The organism is Hafnia alvei (genome assembly GCF_964063325.1).
Taxonomy (GTDB): domain Bacteria; phylum Pseudomonadota; class Gammaproteobacteria; order Enterobacterales; family Enterobacteriaceae; genus Hafnia; species Hafnia alvei_B.
Genome location: NZ_OZ061315.1, coordinates 877,455 through 894,768 on the forward strand (window position 1 = coordinate 877,455; position 17,314 = coordinate 894,768).

Sequence of the window (17,314 nt, forward strand, 5' to 3'; positions counted from 1 at the left end):
ACTGAATATGTTGGATATCGCTGATTTTGCTGTCATGGGGGAAGCATGAGCATGGGAAGCCCGATGATGAAGTGGCGCCAGGTAGCGGCGTGTACTTTGATTACTTTATGGTTGGCTGGTTGTTCGTCAGATAATAGTTCTGCGCCGATAAGCTCGGTAAATGGCGGCGGCAATGGCCGTATGCTGTCAAATGGTGGAAATACCAGCACGGCTCAGGCCGGTGACGGCGGACGCATTGTATACAATCGTAGCTATCAGAATATTCCGAAGGGAAGCTATAACGGCGGCACTTATACCGTAAAACGCGGCGATACACTTTTTTATATTGCTTGGATCTCTGGAAATGACTTCCGCGATCTTGCAGAGAAAAACAATATACCTGCGCCGTACAGCCTCAATGTTGGTCAAACAATCAAATTAGACGCCAACAGCAACAGCGGTGGCATGCTAGCTGCTAATGATGGAACCAGCGGAGTCCCTACGCAACCATCAAGTGGTCAAATTAAGAGCACAGGTGTTGATTCTCAATCAACCACAGCGTATTCTGACAATTCGGGTAAACAGAATGTTGGCAAAATGTTGCCTGCATCTACGGCTACAGCGGCGACAACGACTGCTGCAGCTACAGTTCCGAGCTCGTCAGCCAGTAGCGTAAGCAGCAGTGCTCCAGTAGGAACCTGGCGCTGGCCTACTGACGGTAAAGTTATCGACAACTTCTCTTCTGCCGAAGGTGGAAATAAAGGCGTTGATATTGCGGGTTCACGCGGCCAGTCGGTGGTCGCCACGGCTGATGGCCGTGTGGTATACGCCGGCAACGCGCTGCGTGGTTACGGAAATCTGATCATCATTAAACATAATGATGACTACCTGAGCGCCTATGCCCATAACGACACGATGCTGGTCCGGGAACAACAAGAGGTTAAGGCGGGTCAAAAAATTGCAACCATGGGGAGCACCGGAACCAGCTCAGTAAGATTGCACTTTGAAATTCGTTACAAGGGGAAATCCGTAAACCCGCTGCGCTACTTGCCGCAGCGATAGTCGGGGCAGAATCGCTGTATTCTGCCCGCAATATCACGGGTAGGGTACAGCTATGAGCCAGAATACGCTGAAAGTTAACGAGTTAAATGAAGAAGTAGACTTCGATGAGAACGGGGAAGAAGCGTTTGACGAGAAGGTACTCGTTGAAGAACCCACCGAGGTTGATTCATCCGATGAACTGATGGCACAGGCCGTTTCACAACGTGTACTTGATGCTACTCAGCTTTATTTGGGCGAAATCGGTTACTCTCCGCTGCTAACCGCAGAAGAAGAAGTCTTTTTTGCCCGACGAGCGTTACGCGGAGACGAAGCGTCTCGTCGTAGAATGATCGAAAGTAACCTGCGTCTGGTGGTGAAAATCGCCCGTCGTTATAGCAATCGCGGCCTTGCGCTGTTAGATCTGATCGAAGAAGGCAATTTAGGTTTAATCCGTGCCGTCGAGAAGTTCGATCCAGAGCGTGGCTTCCGTTTCTCTACCTATGCAACATGGTGGATCCGCCAAACGATTGAGCGGGCTATCATGAATCAGACACGTACGATCCGTTTGCCGATTCATATTGTCAAAGAGTTGAACGTTTATCTGCGAACTGCACGTGAGCTTTCACACAAACTGGATCATGAGCCGAGCGCGGAAGAGATTGCTGAGCAGTTAGATCGTCCGGTCACTGACGTTAGCCGTATGCTGCGCTTAAACGAGCGTATCACTTCAGTGGATACTCCGCTGGGGGGCGATTCAGAGAAGGCCTTACTGGATATTCTCACCGATGAGAATGAAAGTGGTCCGGAAGATACCACGCAAAGCGATGACATGAAGCAGAGTATTGTTAAGTGGCTGTTTGAGCTTAACGCGAAACAACGTGAAGTTTTGGCGCGTCGTTTTGGTCTGCTGGGTTATGAAGCTGCTACCTTGGAAGATGTGGGGCGCGAAATCGGTTTAACCCGTGAGCGTGTGCGTCAAATCCAAGTTGAAGGCTTACGTCGTCTGCGTGAAATCCTGCAAGGACAGGGATTGAGCATTGAGGCTCTATTCCGCGAATAAGACTTTCGATAATGCATAAAATAAAAAGGTGAAGCTTTGCGGCTTCACCTTTTTTTATGCTTCAAGTTTAGAGTTTAAACCATGCCTTTTAGGCGATACAGCCAATCCAATGCCTGACGCGGCGTGAGTGTATCGGGATCGAGCGTTTCCAGAGCTTCTACGGCAGGAGAGGCTTCAGGTTCAGCTAGAAGCTGAAGCTGTGATCCGTCAATTTGGCTATTGCCGGTTTGCGCCGACAAGGTTTCCAGCTCTTTGAGTTTTTGTCTTGCACGCTTGATGACATCACGAGGAACGCCTGCCAGCGCGGCAACCGCAAGGCCATAGCTTTTACTGGCCGCGCCATCTTGCACGCTGTGCATGAAGGCAATGGTGTCACCATGCTCAAGGGCATCGAGGTGAACGTTGTACACGCCTTCCAGTTTTTCTGGCAGCGTGGTTAATTCGAAGTAATGCGTGGCGAATAACGTCATGGCTTTAATGCGGCTGGCGAGATTCTCGGCACAGGCCCACGCCAGCGATAAGCCGTCATAGGTCGATGTCCCGCGACCAATCTCATCCATCAGCACCAGACTGTTTTCCGTGGCGTTATGCAAGATATTGGCGGTTTCGGTCATCTCAACCATGAAGGTTGAACGGCCCGATGCCAAATCATCGGCTGCGCCCACGCGGGTGAATATGCGGTCAACAGGCCCAATCACGGCTTTCTCAGCAGGCACAAAGCTACCAATGTGCGCCATAAGCACAATGAGCGCGGCTTGACGCATATAGGTGCTTTTCCCGCCCATATTCGGGCCGGTGATCACTAACATGCGGCGCTGTGGGGAAAGTGACAGCGGGTTAGCAATGAAAGGCTCTTTGAGCACTTGCTCAACCACGGGATGGCGTCCGCCAACGATTTTAATACCGGGCTTATCGCTGAGTTCTGGACGGACATAGTTTAGCGTTTCAGCGCGTTCGGCCAAATTGCTCAACACATCCAGTTCGGCCAGCGCGGTGGCGCTTTGCTGAAGATCGGCCAAATGAGGCAATAGCATGTCGAACAGTTCTTCATAGAGACGCTTTTCTAGCGCCAATGCTTTGCCTTTTGAGGTCAGAACCTTGTCTTCATACTCTTTTAATTCAGGGATGATATAGCGTTCAGCGTTTTTTAAGGTCTGGCGACGTACATAGTGAATCGGCACTAAATGGCTTTGGCCACGGCTGACCTGAATGTAATAGCCATGCACGCCGTTGAAACCGACTTTCAAGGTGTCTAAACCGAGCTTTTCGCGTTCGCGAATTTCTAAACGATCGAGATAGTCGGTAGCGCCATCGGCCAGCGCGCGCCATTCGTCTAACTCTTCGTTGTAGCCTGGTGCGATGACCCCACCGTCGCGAACTAGAACAGGAGGCGTTTCTACGACCGCTCTTTCCAGCAATGCTTTCAGCTCATCAAACTGACCGGCGTTTTTCGCCAGCGTCGCAATGTGAGGCGTAGCATGGTCGCCGATGAGTGCCTGAATTTCAGGTAGCTGCTGGAATGCATAGCGCATGCGCGCAAGATCACGTGGGCGAGCGGTACGCAGAGCTAAACGGGCAAGAATTCGTTCAAGATCGCCGACTTGGCGCAGTAGCGGTTGAAGATCTTCAACCAGAGGCTGAAGGGCTTCGATAGCCTGTTGACGATTATTGAGCGCTTTGTGATCGCGGCTCGGCATATGCACCCAGCGTTTGAGCATACGGCTGCCCATTGGCGTAACGGTGCAATCCAAAATAGCGGCCAGTGTATTTTCAACGCCGCCGGATAGGTTCTGAGTGAGCTCTAAATTTCGGCGGGTAGCGGCATCCATAATAATGCCGTCTTGCTGGCGCTCGATGGTAATACCACGAATGTGAGGCAGCGTGGTTCGTTGCGTATCTTTCACATATTGCAGCAAACAGCCAGCCGCACGCAGCGCCTGTGTTGATTGCTCCACGCCGAAACCATTGAGATCGCGGGTGCCAAACTGGAGGTTCAGCTGTTGCCGAGCGGTGTCTAACTCAAACTCCCAAAGCGGACGGCGGCGCAGGCCTCTGCGGTTTTCAATCAACGGCATAGAGCCGAAATCTTCGGGGTAAAGCAGCTCTGCCGGATTAGTGCGCTGGAGTTCTGCGGCCATGGTTTCGAGATCGGCTGGTTCGGCAACGCGAAAACGGCCAGAGCTAATATCGAGAGTCGCAAAGCCAAAGCCGCGCGCGTCCTGCCAGATTGCGGCTAGTAGGTTATCCTGACGCTCTTTAAGCAGCGCTTCATCGCTGATGGTACCCGGCGTGACGATACGAACCACTTTGCGTTCGACAGGCCCTTTGGTGGTTGCCGGATCGCCAATTTGTTCACAAATAGCGACGGATTCACCGAGCTGTACCAGCTTTGCGAGATAGTTTTCAACGGCATGATGCGGAATGCCGGCCATGGGAATTGGCTCTCCGGCAGAGGCTCCGCGCTTGGTTAGCGAAATATCCATGAGCTGAGAGGCACGTTTGGCATCATCATAAAATAGCTCGTAGAAGTCACCCATACGATAGAACAGCAGGATATCAGGATGCTGTGCTTTCAGTTTTAAGTACTGCTGCATCATCGGGGTGTGTGAGTCTAGGTTTGTCATGTCACTCATAGAATTTCTATATCTAATATATTGAATTTTAAGATTATCGTGATTTTTTAGATTCTGTTTAAGCATCACGAAATCGTTTGGAGAAGCAGTCATCCAGAACGATTTTTTAGGGCACTATACTAACGTAGGGATCTGCAAACTGACATAGTTAATATCTGGAAGTGCTTCGCAAGTTTGTTATGTAACCTTGCTAGCACTATTGCATGCATCGAAAAATGATCATCTCACAGTGGTGTGCAAATCATGCGGAGCAATATACTTCAAACTAGATGTTGCTGCTGCGATGGTCTGTTTGGTGAAGGCAAGATAAGTGATAGCAATAGTTCAGTGAGGAGTAGTTTGGTCGGGAGTAAGGTGTAGCTCGATGAGAGATCAACATTAGCAAATGATCTGACAGCTGCTAATAATATGAATAAATAAACTAATTGTGTAAATTTAATAGTGATTATTAGTGGCAGCTTTCCACTGGTTTGTCGATGAGATGATTGTTATTATATTATATTTCAAGCTATTTATAGGTAGTATCTATCACCCGTACGTAGATGGAAGCTTGTTGAGAAATAGCCCAATGGAGTACTAAATGGAGGAATGGAACTCAATGGTAGATATGATGGCTTTTGCGACATTCATTGCAATTATAAAAATAAAAATTAATTCATTTCCTTGGTTAAAAATATAAAAATCAATAAAAACAATAGATATCTAAAAAATGCATAATAACTTGATGAATAATCAAGTTCTTTTTTTTCTAATTAGTGTAGATAGGTTGGTTAAATTCTATTCAATGAGGTGACATCTCATGTATGTCATGTTTCATGATTATAGTTTATATATAGTAATGTTTTTCATTGCTATGATTTCAGGTGCTATAAATGTTGTTTCAGGTGGTGGTGGTTTTTTATCTATTAGTGCGTTATTACTTTTAGGGTTGCCTCCGTCTAATGCATTAGCAACTAATAAAGTCCAATCTTTTGGGAGTTGTGTAACCTCCGGGCTATGTTTTTTGAGGAAAGGAGGTATTGATCTAGAAACTGGGAAATTCATTTTTTTTAGTGTTTTTGTCGGTGCTGCAGTTGGTACAGTTTTAATCCAGTTTATTGATGTTGGTTTTTTAAGGAAATTAATACCAATAATAATGATTGCGATAGCTATATATTTCATATTAACACCAACAGTTAATAATAAAAATGTCAATCGTAGAGTTTCACTATGTCTATTTTGTTTTATTATTTCATTGGTTGGTTTTTACGATGGTTTTCTGGGGGCTGGTGCAGGAACTTTTTATACTATAGCTTACATTTCATTGTGGGGGGTTCACATTGACAAAGCACAGATGAATGCTAATTTTTTAAATTTATCATCAAATATAGCATCTGTGTTGTTTTTCATTTTTGGTGGAAAAATAATCTGGCCACTTGGAATCGTTATGCTTATAGGTCAAATATTTGGTGGGTATTTTGGGGCGAAACTAGTAATTACTAAAGGAAAAAAAAATAATAAAACCAATGATTATTTTTGTTTCAATAATAATTAGTTTAAACCTTATTTATGAGTCATGTAAAGGATGAAACGAAATTACTAAAAACTAAAGGTAGATATTATGAGTAAAGTGAGCATTGATTCTGATTCAATCCTTAATGGTGATGTGTTCATTCCATCTTCGAAACCACATATTCAAAGAGCGCTGTTAGTTGGTCTTATAAATGAGTTTGAAACAGTTATTAATAATATATCTTGGTGTAAAGAAACAGAGGATTTGTTAATTGCATTACAGCAATTTGGGTTGAATGTTTTGTATAAGACTCATAATAAAATTATAGTTAAAGGAGTAAGGCCTCCGTTTAAATGTAGTGACATTATATTGGCGAATGGTTCAGGGATGCTATTTAGAATTACTCTTGCTTTAGCTTCATTATCTGATGGTGATATAAAAATAAAATGTAACAACTCGCTGTTCAATAGAAAATCTCTGATTGATATTGGCTATCTCTCACATTTGAACATAGACATTGAAAAAATAAATGAAAATATTTTTTCAATATCAAGGAAAAAATATGATTTTAAAAGCCCGGTTGGCACAAATGAAAGTACACAGTTTTTGACGTTCTTATTATTAATATCTCCATTGACTAACGGCCAGATAAAATTTATGGGTGGTGGGTGTCGATTTGGATATGTGAAGATTACCACAGATATAATGTCACTACTTGAATGTAAAATCAAAATAATTGATGATCACTATCACTTAACTCCTTATGTAATGAAAAATATTGAGATTAATATCCCTTCTGATTTTACTTCTGTAAGTTATATTGCATCCTCTCTGCTTAGTATTAACAAAAAATCAAAGATAAGAATAAAAAATTATTTTTATGGTGGTACTATTAATGAGGTTAGAATGTTTAATATATATGAAATGTTAGGATTGAAAATAAATGTGGGAAATAATATAGTTGAAATTAACTCCAATTGTATTAGAACTCATGAACTTTACGAAGTTAACTTGTGCGAGCTTCCATCCGTAGCATCTAATATTATATCCGCATCAATAAACTCTTATAATAAGATGGTTTTTAGGGAGGTGTCATCTACTAATAATCATAAATGTCAAAGATCACTTGTTATAAATGAAAATATAAGATTGATGGGGGGGGAGACTAGTTTACTATTTGATAGTAACGGACGCTTTGATGGAATATACCTTAAAGGTTCTGGGGCTGTCGCAGGAGGGGCTGAGTTGCAGAGTTATGAAGATCACAGAATTTGTGCATCGAATATAATTATAGCATTAGGTGCGAAAGAAAAAACTATTGTTGATGGAGCTGATAAATTAGATGATGGATTTCCAGATTTTATTCATCATTTGAATTATTTAGGCGCAAAAGTAAAATTTTTTTAATGTGGAGGGTACATGAAATATTATGGTGGGAACTTTCCTTTATATGCTAAAGTATCACCAACTGATTCAATGTATGGAGAAGTTAATTTACCGTCATCAAAAAGTTCTTCGACAAGGGCTATATTAACATCGTCACTTACAAATGGTAAGTGTCATATAGCTAATTTAGCCACAGGAAATAATACGACTGCAATGATAAAAAATTGTATGAATCTTGGGGCTTCATTTACTTGTATTGGGAATAATACCGTTATTAATGGAGTTGATATTAATAATATAGATAAAATAATCACCTTTAATCCTGAAAGCTCAGGTATTGTATTACGATTGCTAATGGGGGTTGCAGGATATTTACCTGAATCATATTTTATTACTAGTTATATTAATTCGCTAGCTAAACGCTCTCAAAAGGAAATGATTAGTGCTTTACAAAAACTAAATGTACACTGCACGGGTATTGGTGAAGACGGTTTTTTACCGATAAAAATAAAGTCTAGTAGGAAATTAAATTCTTATACTGAAGTTTCGTGTCGAAAAAGCTCTCAGTTTTTAAGTGGGCTTCTTTACTTGGGTGCGGTAAGTGATAGAGATTTGCATATAAAGGTTATTGATGAAATTACAGCACCATCAATGGTTCATACAACAATAAATAATTTGAGTAGTGCAGGAGTAGATATTGGATATGATAATGGTTTTAGGGATTTTTTCATCAGTGGAAAAGAAAAATTTAAGCCATCAAATTTCAGTATTGGTTCAGATCCAGCAAGTGCGTCAGCAATTTTAACTCTTTGTTCTTCATTATCATCAAATGTTATTCTAAATGGTTTTTTTGAAGAAGAACTCGGCAATGGTGCTGTTATTAATTATTTGATTGAAAGTGGTGCTAGTATTACTAGTGTAGGTAATAACTCTATTAATATAAAATCGGATGGAAAGGAAATTATACCTCTTGATTTCGACGGTTCTCTTGCCCCCGATGCTGTTCCTGCTCTTGTAGCAAGAGCGGCATTTGCTAATGGAAAAAGTGTGTTTTATAACATTGAGCACATTCGTTATAAAGAATCAAATCGTATTTCTGACTATAGACTTGAAATGTTAAAAATAGGAATAAAAACTGAAGAAGAGAATGATAAATTGATCATATATGGTAACCCTAATGGTTACGAAGGGAATGTAATTGTTGATGGCCATTATGATCATGCTTTAATTATGGGGCTTACAACCATAGGTCTACATTGCAAGAATCCTATTCTAATTAAAGAGCCGTATCATGTTGGGCAAACCTACCCAGAATATTTTTCTGATATCTATTCATTAGGGGCAGATGTAATGGAAATGAAAATATCATCACCTATTCAGGAAGATTTATGATATTGGTGAGCCACTATAGTATCAATTATATAGTTGATACTATAGTGGTTCAGTATCGCAGATGGCTTTTATAGGTCTGTCGGGGGCTAAGTATTCCTACATATTATTAATGTGACAGCGTATAAAAACGGGATTTTCTTGCAGATTAAAAATTTTAAAGTGTGGGGATATATTTGCGTGTTATATGGTAATCGGAGTGCTTTTACCTCAGATAAGTAGTATTAACGAGCTGAGAAGTACGATAAAGGAAAGCATCTACTAGTACAAAACTACAGAATAGCCCTGACTGCAAAAGGCCGGAGTTCGATGGAATATCGAGCCCCGGTCCCGAAATTTGCTTAACATGAACAGCCCTGCTTCATTGAAGGTAGTCAAGAAGGCGGGCTGTTCATGTAACGAAGGCGTTAGAAACAAAGCTTAGAAGCTATATTTAATTCCTAACATCCCAGACGTATCGTTATAGCCGGCATCGCCGATTTGCTGGGCTATATTTATCCAGCCGCTGGTGCGTTGGCTGAATTGCCCTTCAATACCGACTTTTACCTCACCAATGTTGCGTGCACCGTCTTGGGACAGTTTGACATTATTCATCTCTACGCCGAATCGCTGGGTATTATGGATCCAGTTAACCTCAGCGAAGGGTTCGAAGGTACGATCTTTGTTGTCATCTTGCGCTGCATTACCCTGCATATAGGCTCGAACGCCAAGTCGGGTTTGCAGATTGTTGTTGCCCGTGCTGTCTACTCGGGTGCCGTTTCTTTCAATGTGACGATCCGCTTTGACACCCATCCACGTTAGCTGTGCCTTAGGCTGAATAAACACTTTGCGGCGTTCGCTTTCGCGCACTTTAAAGGTATATCCACTTTCCACAGATCCGGTGAAACCGTTAGAGTCATAGGATTCGGATGGTAAATCATCACCGTTTACCGAGTTTTTAAACCAGTTATACAACAGCCAGGTATCAACATAGAGTCCTGTCTTATCTGCATCGTTGTTATACCAAGTACCGTAAGCGCCGACGGAATAGCCATCAATACTTGAACGCGAGTCATGACGCGATTTATTTGAGTGGGTGTGGCTTTTCGCATTGGCGTAACCAGCCATCAGGCCAAGGTGCCAACGATCCAAACCATCCGTACTCCACTGCGCGATAACACCGCCTAATTGCATAACGTAGCGGTTGGTGCTGGTTTTCAATTGCCCACTGCTGTCTTTAAAGTTATTACGCCCACCGATCTGGCGTAGCCACATGCTGGTCACTTTTTCTTCACCGGTTAATACGTCGGTATATTGGGTTTCCCCTAAGCGATCGTGCAATCGGGTCGTGAATAAAGTATTTCCTGCTGCATGGTTGGCAATGTAGCTACCCGCCTCAGGGCGTACGACCAGATCTTTCGGCTTGTTGGGTACTACCGGTGGTTCAGGTTCTTTAGGTTCAACGACCGGAGGCTCAGGCTCTTCAGGCGGTTCAACGACCGGAGGCTCGGGCTCTTCAGGCGGTTCAACGACCGGAGGCTCGGGCTCTTCAGGTGGCTCAACGACCGGAGGCTCGGGCTCTTCTGGTGGCTCAACGACCGGAGGCTCAGGCTCTTCTGGTGGCTCAACAACCGGAGGCTCGGGCTCTTCAGGCGGTTCAACGACCGGAGGCTCAGGCTCTTCAGGCGGTTCAACGACCGGAGGCTCAGGTTCTTCAGGTGGTTCAACGACCGGAGGCTCGGGCTCTTCAGGTGGCTCAACGACCGGAGGCTCGGGCTCTTCAGGTGGTTCAACGACTGGAGGCTCAGGCTCTTCAGGCGGAAGTTTGGAAATCAAATACCAGTCATTTAGCACTGACTGCGCTGGATCATAAGCAGTTGGCGGCGTGTAAGATGAATCACCACGCTGCAAATAATAGTCATACAGGCCTGCGACAATACGTCCTTGCTGAACGAATTGACCGCTAGAATCACCCTGAACTTCGATGATTTTAATTCCGTTGGTGGTCAGTGCACCTATGCCGCCCGCATTATTCACCGCAACATAAGTGGAGCCAGTGGTATCACCGGTAACAACGAGTTTGTCGGTCGGGGAGTTATCATCGCCCAACTGGGTATTCATAACCAATAGCCCGCCATCGCCGTGGTAGTTGCCCGTGACGGTTAAGGTTTTGAATGTTGGATCCGCATCGCTGTGGGCAAAGTTAATTTGGCTGCCTGTATTTAGCGTGAGCGCACTCACCGAGGAGTCGCCGTCCATATTCCATGAGGCATTGGTCAGCGCTACGCGGCTTTCACCGAGGCTGCTTTGATAGGCTGCACCGTTCCAAACTGAACCGTCGGTTAGGTTCAAATCGATAAGGCTGCCTGTGCCTTCTGTGTTGATGTCACCGTCAATATTATATTGACCGCCGGTAGAGCCATCGATGGTGCCGCCGGCTGCATAGAGTGCGTAGCTACCGTCAGTTTGGCGACCTGCGGTGGCCACATTGAGCCCGCCCTCTAAAGTGACGAGGCCAGCTGTCGTGCTGTAAATTCCGTGAGTTGCATTGGCGCTATTCACCTGAATAGATGAGCCATCGCCCAGCGTCACCTCTGGTGATGTATATCGAGCATTGTATAAACGTGCATATACACCGTGTGCGCCATCACCGTTTGTGATGATAGACGACGCATCTCCTACCGCGGCTTTACCTGAATATGCATAGATACCATAGGCCGCATTGCCTGAGGTTATAATATTGGTCTGGCCTAACGCTACGTTGCCATCGTAATAGCTGTAGATACCGTAGGCATCTGTATTGTTTGTTGTAATTGTATTATTGCTGCCACCTGTCACTTCGCCCTTATTAAAACTATAAATGCCAGATGCTTTACTCCCTATAGTGGTAATGGTCATGCCGTCATCAACCAGAATTTTTGCTGAGCTGGTAGCGTAAAGTGCGTGAGCCGAGGTTCCTTCGGTACTGAGTAGGACATTTTTGCCTAATTCTATTTGGCTAGATGATGTCGCGTAAGCAGAGTAAGCGCTGCTGCCGTAGGTGCTAAGTTGAGCATCATTGCCGATTTTAATGCTGGATCCTGATTGAGCGGTACGGATAGCGTTGGAGCTATCGCCATGGCTGATGATTGTTGCACCATCGCCAACGGTTACGCTGTTTGCGGCAAGCGTTCCGTCTCTAAAGGCTGATACAGATATTCCGTGCCCAGAGCGACCCCATGTTTCAATATGTGCATTTTTGCCCACATAAACATTAGCTGAACCAAGCCCGCCAGTGCCGTTTGTAAAACTATAGGATGTATAGCCAGTGTTGATAGCGTCGCCGGATGACCCTTTGGCATAAATTTTGGCGTTATCGCCAATAATGACAAACATAGGGTTATCAGGCGTGCTCGCATTACCGTGGGTACGGATGGTGTCGTAGTCGGTACCGTCAGAAGTTGCCGTGAAATTATCGCCAAAAATAACCCCGATGCTGGCACCTGTCTGAGTATTATTATTGATCATGACAGTGTGTTTGAAGGCTTCGCCTCCGGGGCCATTTAGCGTCACGTCATCGCCATAGACTCTCACGGGCTCATTGGCCCAGACATAGACGTAGTTAGGACTGCCTGCGACGGCATTATATTCTGTGTTTGCGGCGTTGGGGATTTTTGCCCGAATGTCGTCTGGTAACGATGAGACCGGCAGTGAATAAGCTGGAATAGAAAAGGCAATCAGCGCAGCTGAAATACAGCTGGCAAGCATTGATATTTTTAACGGGCGTACTTGCTTCATAATTATTCTCCCTTCTTCTTCCATTCAGGAATGCCTCTAACCAGAGAAACCATCCATGTAAGTAGAATCATCAATAACCCTTAGTTTTATGCCTTTATCCTAACTCAATAAAAATTAATTGGAATTTTAAACTGTCATTTTGTGTAGTTACAGTTTTTTATTCTTATTGTTTGTTTTGATTAATGTTTATTAAGTTTTAAGTTTTGTTTTATTGTGGGGGTTAATTGACGGGAACTTGATGTGATAAGCCTTTTAATATGAATTTAGCTTTTTAAGTGGTGACGGTCGCAGAAATAAAAATGCCCGAAGGAATTACGGGCATTGGAAAAGTTAAAGATAATTTAATTTAGCTAAAGGGATCTTTCATTAGTGATGCTTTCACATATTTCTATTTTGTTCTCACGCAAAATTTTGCATTTAACAACAAAGATTCTCGATATGTCAGAAATATAGCTGTTTACCCTATTGCTTCGATTGACCAAAATATAGTCGTCAGGTTTGCAGCGAACTTCTTTTGCCTTTAGGAATTCCAGTATGTTATTGCGAGCATCCTCTGTGATAGGGCTATAGAGGGAGTTGTCCGCAATAAACGTTTTACACTCACCGACTTTACCAATGTAAATTTCTCTACTTATGGATAGATAGTAAATGGATAACGTTGCAATAAGAATTACAACGGCTAGCGTAATGCTTGCCAATAACAGCCATTTTTTTCGCCTGCCGCTGATTTTTTTTTGTACAAAGAGCGTTTCTATTGGCTGAACTGGAGGACTATGCGTTCTCTCAGTAATTGACGGTTCTTGCTGAGAATTATTTTCATCTTGCTCACACTTCTCTGCTTCAATTTGTATTTCGCTACGCAGCATAAAACCCATTTTAGGCGCGGTTGTGATGAACTCTTCATCTAGCCCCATGCTTTTTATTAAACGACGTAACTTGCTAACACATTGATTTAAATTACTATCGCTGGATATTAAACCATAATTATCCCATACTTTCTGAAATAGTAGATTTCTACTAACGACTTCACCTTGGTGAGTAAGTAGCAGTAATAATAGTCGCTTAGTGATATTGGATATAAGAATAGGCTCAATATCCGGTTGTTTCACAAAAGATAAAGCGCTGGTGGCTGGCGTAAATAAAATTAGGTCATTAATTTTATAACTTATGTCATCTAACATATTCACCTCGTTAACACCGACTAATGGCATCCCCCGATTGCCAGTGAACAGCTTCATAGTGGTGGTAATTAGTGTGTAAAAAATCGTACCGCGCATGAGCACAGCAGGAAATTGGCTATATTCTTATGAATAAATTGATTTTACTGGCGTAGCCAACCGTTAAGTAAATAATTAGATGTTTTCATAGTGGCTATAAGTCCTCCGTTCCATGGATGAGCGTAGGACATTTATAGCTTATATCTATTATCAATGGAAATAATATATAACTGAAGGATTTAATGGTATAGCATTTCATAAATAAGCGTTAAATCAGTTTATTGTTCTGTACTGTTTTGAAAAATAAGATTTTTCCCAGTGTTAATTATATTTTGTGAGGTCTTATGTTCAGGCGTGAGCGGGTATAAAAAACATTAATTATGGTGGTCTCTGTTTTACGTCTGTTTAGCATCGTTGGATGAGATTCCAGTTTTCACCCCCCAGACAACGCGCTAACATATCGGTCACTTTTTCTTGCATTGCGATGGATATTCGATGCGTTATCTAGCTGCGCTCCTGCCTATTGTTGTCTTGCTATCTGCCTGTAGCAGCAAGCCAAAATCCTCTAACGACGTGACTGAAACTACGCCGCAAACGGCCAAGGGCGGTTTTTTACTGGATCCTTCCCACTCGGGCCAAGTGCAAATGGGAGATTTTGCCTACGATCCCGCGATGAACCGTTTCGTAGACAAAATGGTCAGCGAGCATGGTTTTGATCGTCAGCAGTTGCACGATGTGTTGGCGCAGACCAAACGTTTGGATTACGTGCTCAAATTGATGGATAGACAAGCGCCAACCACGCGTCCGCCAGCAGGGCCTAACGGTGCTTGGCTGCGCTATCGCGGCAAGTTTATTACTCCTGATAACGTACAAAATGGGGTTGTGTTCTGGAATCAATATCAGGATGCTTTGCAGCGTGCTCAGCAGGTGTACGGCGTGCCGCCAGAGATTATTGTTGGCATTATTGGTGTTGAAACCCGCTGGGGACGCGTCATGGGGAAAACCCGCATTATTGATGCCTTGGCAACGCTGTCGTTCGCCTATCCGCGCCGTGCTGAATATTTCTCTGGTGAGCTGGAAACCTTTTTATTAATGGCGCGCGAAGAGGGCGACGATCCGTTGAACCTGAAGGGCTCATTTGCGGGGGCGATGGGGTATGGCCAATTTATGCCATCATCCTTTAAGAGCTATGCGGTTGATTTCAATGGCGATGGTCATATCAATCTGTGGGATCCTGAAGATGCCATCGGTAGCGTGGCCAATTACTTTAAGGCGCACGGTTGGCAACCAGGCAAAAAAGTGGCGGTACCAGCCAATGGGCAAGCCCCAACGCTTGAGAACGGCTTTAAGACCAACTACTCCATCACTGCGTTGGCAGAGGCCGGCCTTAGCCCTCAAAGTTCTCTAGATGGGTACCAACAGGCAAGCCTGTTGCGTCTTGATATGGGCACTGGCTACCAATATTGGTACGGTCTGCCGAATTTCTACACGATTACCCGCTACAACCATAGCACCCACTATGCGATGGCTGTGTGGCAGTTAGGTGAAGCGGTGAGTAATGCCAGATAAGAGCGCTGGACTTTCACTATCAAAATGAAGAAGAGCCACGTGATGTGGCTCTTCTTCTTTGGAGCGACTGGAATTTCACCTATAGGATAGGTCCCATTCCGATTAAAAAAATTAGAAAGCTCCGTGATAATGTTCACAAAATGATCATATGCGGCGTGCTAGGTTTAATTGGTCCTTAGTTAGGATTAATTAGTCGACCGGCACGTTTTTCTGCCGGAATTCGCCAATGTGGGTTTGCCTACGGAGTTAGCGATGAACGGGATAGACTATGTTGTTATGGCGCTTTATGCGCTGATGATTGTAATGATTACGCTGTGGGCTATGCGTAAAGTCGGCAGCACCAAAGATTTTTTTGCAGCAGGAGGGAAAATGCCATGGTGGCTGTCGGGTGTTTCGCATCATATGTCTGGCTACAGCGCTGCGGTGTTCGTCGCTTATGCCGCTGTGGCCTATAAATACGGCATCACCATCTATTTTTGGTGGGCTTTCCCCATCTCCATTGCGGTCTTCATTGGGTCGGTTATTTTCGCCCCTCGCTGGGCACGTTTGCGTATCCATATGAATATTGAATCACCGATGGAGTACCTAGCTACACGTTATAACGTGCCTACTCAGCAAGTCCTGGCTTGGAGCGGTGTATTACTGAAGACGTTTGACGTTGGGGCTAAGTGGGCTGCTATCGCAATCATCATCAACGCATTTACAGGTCTTGACCCGGTCTTCGGTATTAGTATTTCAGGTGTGTTGTGCTTGTTTTATACCGTGCTCGGTGGCTTATGGGCGGATGCTTGTAATGATTTTGGTCAGTTTGTTGTGCAATTTATTGCGGCCATCGTGATGGTAGGCGCTGTTGCTTTCCACCTTGGTGGCTTTAGTCAACTGCCCGCTATTTGGGACAAACTGCCGGCAGGCCATACGGACATTGTTGCTGGGCCATATTCCATGGGCTTTATTTTGGCCTATTTTGTGATTTATACCCTGAGCTACAACGGAGGAACGTGGAATCTTGCACAGCGATTTATTGCTTCTCCGCGTGGTAAAGATGCCCGCAAAGCCGCGTTGTTGTCAGCGGCGTTGTATTTGATCTGGCCATTAATCCTGTTTTATCCGATGTGGGCAGCCCCCATTCTGTTTCCGAATATTACCGACCCCTCGCAGTCTTATTCCATTATGGCGATGCAGTTATTACCAAACGGGCTGATTGGCCTAGTGTTGGTGGCCATGTTTACTCATACCTTATCGATGACCTCCTCCGACACCAATGCTATCACCGCAGTGGTGACCCGAGATATTTTACCGGTACTGTTTCCGCGTCGCTTCGGCTCTGGGCAATCTTCGCTGGTGGTTGCGAGAATGACGGTGGTGTTATTTATTCTGATTACTTTGCTCATTGCTATAAATGCTAACCGCTTCGGGGGTGTGCTCTCTTTATTAATCATTTGGTTTGGCGGTTTGGTGGGGCCCATTTCGATCCCCATGCTGCTTGGGCTACTTCCTTGGTTTCGGAAATGTAATGCCACTGCGGCTATTAGCTCGTGGGCCGTCGGCGTTGTAGCGTTCTTCTTAGTAAAATTTGTGATCCCTGGCATGAGTACCGCTGAAATCGTGGCTATTCCGGTGTTGTTGTCACTGGCGGTATATACGTTAAGTGGATGGTTGCGCCGTAGCCCGGTGAGCCTGCAAGTTGATAGCCTGCTCAATGCGCTGAATCAAGACCAGATAGAAAATCCGTCATTACCTAAGGTTGAACCGCTATATCAAAGTGAATCTCGATGAACAACAGGACACGATA

10 protein-coding genes are annotated in these 17,314 nt (G+C 44.3%); 7 read left to right on the forward strand and 3 right to left on the reverse strand.

Annotated elements, in window-relative coordinates:
* The first annotated feature begins 63 nt into the window (after positions 1-63).
* Both nlpD and rpoS read left to right on the forward strand, forming a co-directional pair.
* Positions 64-1,041: a murein hydrolase activator NlpD gene (nlpD, locus tag AB3Y96_RS04180; RefSeq protein ID WP_081329641.1), complete on the forward strand. Its 978-nt coding sequence runs from the start codon at positions 64-66 to the stop codon at positions 1,039-1,041.
* 52 nt (positions 1,042-1,093) lie between these two features.
* On the forward strand, positions 1,094-2,080 hold the full coding sequence (gene rpoS / locus AB3Y96_RS04185) for an RNA polymerase sigma factor RpoS (protein ID WP_025801555.1): 987 nt from the start codon (positions 1,094-1,096) through the stop codon (positions 2,078-2,080).
* A 74-nt stretch (positions 2,081-2,154) separates the two neighbouring features.
* On the opposite strand, the gene mutS is transcribed toward rpoS, so the two are convergent.
* Entirely contained in the window at positions 2,155-4,713 is a 2,559-nt protein-coding gene (mutS, locus tag AB3Y96_RS04190; protein ID WP_072310288.1) for a DNA mismatch repair protein MutS, read from the reverse strand.
* A gap of 799 nt (positions 4,714-5,512) precedes the next feature.
* On the opposite strand from mutS, the gene AB3Y96_RS04195 reads away from it, so the two are divergent.
* The 3 genes from AB3Y96_RS04195 to AB3Y96_RS04205 all read left to right on the forward strand — a co-directional run bounded on the left by AB3Y96_RS04195 (position 5,513) and on the right by AB3Y96_RS04205 (position 8,983).
* Positions 5,513-6,247, forward strand: a complete 735-nt coding sequence (locus AB3Y96_RS04195) for a TSUP family transporter (RefSeq protein ID WP_367298560.1) — start codon at positions 5,513-5,515, stop codon at positions 6,245-6,247.
* Between the two features lie 66 nt (positions 6,248-6,313).
* A complete protein-coding gene (locus AB3Y96_RS04200) occupies positions 6,314-7,612 on the forward strand; it encodes a 3-phosphoshikimate 1-carboxyvinyltransferase (protein WP_367298561.1) in 1,299 nt (432 codons plus the stop codon).
* A 12-nt stretch (positions 7,613-7,624) separates the two neighbouring features.
* Positions 7,625-8,983 carry a 3-phosphoshikimate 1-carboxyvinyltransferase gene (locus AB3Y96_RS04205; RefSeq protein WP_367298562.1) on the forward strand — a complete coding sequence of 453 codons (1,359 nt, stop codon included), beginning with the start codon at positions 7,625-7,627 and terminating at the stop codon, positions 8,981-8,983.
* A gap of 417 nt (positions 8,984-9,400) precedes the next feature.
* On the opposite strand, the gene AB3Y96_RS04210 is transcribed toward AB3Y96_RS04205, so the two are convergent.
* Both AB3Y96_RS04210 and AB3Y96_RS04215 read right to left on the reverse strand, forming a co-directional pair.
* On the reverse strand, positions 9,401-12,736 hold the full coding sequence (locus AB3Y96_RS04210; protein ID WP_367298563.1) for an autotransporter outer membrane beta-barrel domain-containing protein: 3,336 nt from the start codon (positions 12,734-12,736) through the stop codon (positions 9,401-9,403).
* A gap of 350 nt (positions 12,737-13,086) precedes the next feature.
* Positions 13,087-14,013, reverse strand: coding sequence for a winged helix-turn-helix domain-containing protein (locus AB3Y96_RS04215; RefSeq protein ID WP_081329535.1), 927 nt, complete (start codon positions 14,011-14,013; stop codon positions 13,087-13,089).
* Positions 14,014-14,448: 435 nt separating this feature from the next.
* On the opposite strand from AB3Y96_RS04215, the gene mltB reads away from it, so the two are divergent.
* Together mltB and AB3Y96_RS04225 are read left to right on the forward strand one after the other, a co-directional pair.
* Positions 14,449-15,522, forward strand: coding sequence for a lytic murein transglycosylase B (gene mltB, locus AB3Y96_RS04220; protein WP_072307648.1), 1,074 nt, complete (start codon positions 14,449-14,451; stop codon positions 15,520-15,522).
* Between the two features lie 252 nt (positions 15,523-15,774).
* Complete coding sequence (locus AB3Y96_RS04225; RefSeq protein ID WP_367298564.1) at positions 15,775-17,298, forward strand: sodium:solute symporter family protein; 1,524 nt, start codon at positions 15,775-15,777, stop codon at positions 17,296-17,298.
* The last annotated feature ends 16 nt before the right edge of the window (positions 17,299-17,314 follow it).

Coding starts and splice junctions, on each gene's coding strand:
- AB3Y96_RS04210 (WP_367298563.1), bottom strand. CDS start 12,736: ATGAAGCAAGTACGCCCGTTAAAAATATCAATGCTTGCCAGCTGTATT.
- AB3Y96_RS04215 (WP_081329535.1), bottom strand. CDS start 14,013: ATGCGCGGTACGATTTTTTACACACTAATTACCACCACTATGAAGCTG.
- rpoS (WP_025801555.1), top strand. CDS start 1,094: ATGAGCCAGAATACGCTGAAAGTTAACGAGTTAAATGAAGAAGTAGAC.
- mltB (WP_072307648.1), top strand. CDS start 14,449: ATGCGTTATCTAGCTGCGCTCCTGCCTATTGTTGTCTTGCTATCTGCC.
- mutS (WP_072310288.1), bottom strand. CDS start 4,713: ATGAGTGACATGACAAACCTAGACTCACACACCCCGATGATGCAGCAG.
- AB3Y96_RS04200 (WP_367298561.1), top strand. CDS start 6,314: ATGAGTAAAGTGAGCATTGATTCTGATTCAATCCTTAATGGTGATGTG.
- nlpD (WP_081329641.1), top strand. CDS start 64: ATGATGAAGTGGCGCCAGGTAGCGGCGTGTACTTTGATTACTTTATGG.
- AB3Y96_RS04225 (WP_367298564.1), top strand. CDS start 15,775: ATGAACGGGATAGACTATGTTGTTATGGCGCTTTATGCGCTGATGATT.
- AB3Y96_RS04205 (WP_367298562.1), top strand. CDS start 7,625: ATGAAATATTATGGTGGGAACTTTCCTTTATATGCTAAAGTATCACCA.
- AB3Y96_RS04195 (WP_367298560.1), top strand. CDS start 5,513: ATGTATGTCATGTTTCATGATTATAGTTTATATATAGTAATGTTTTTC.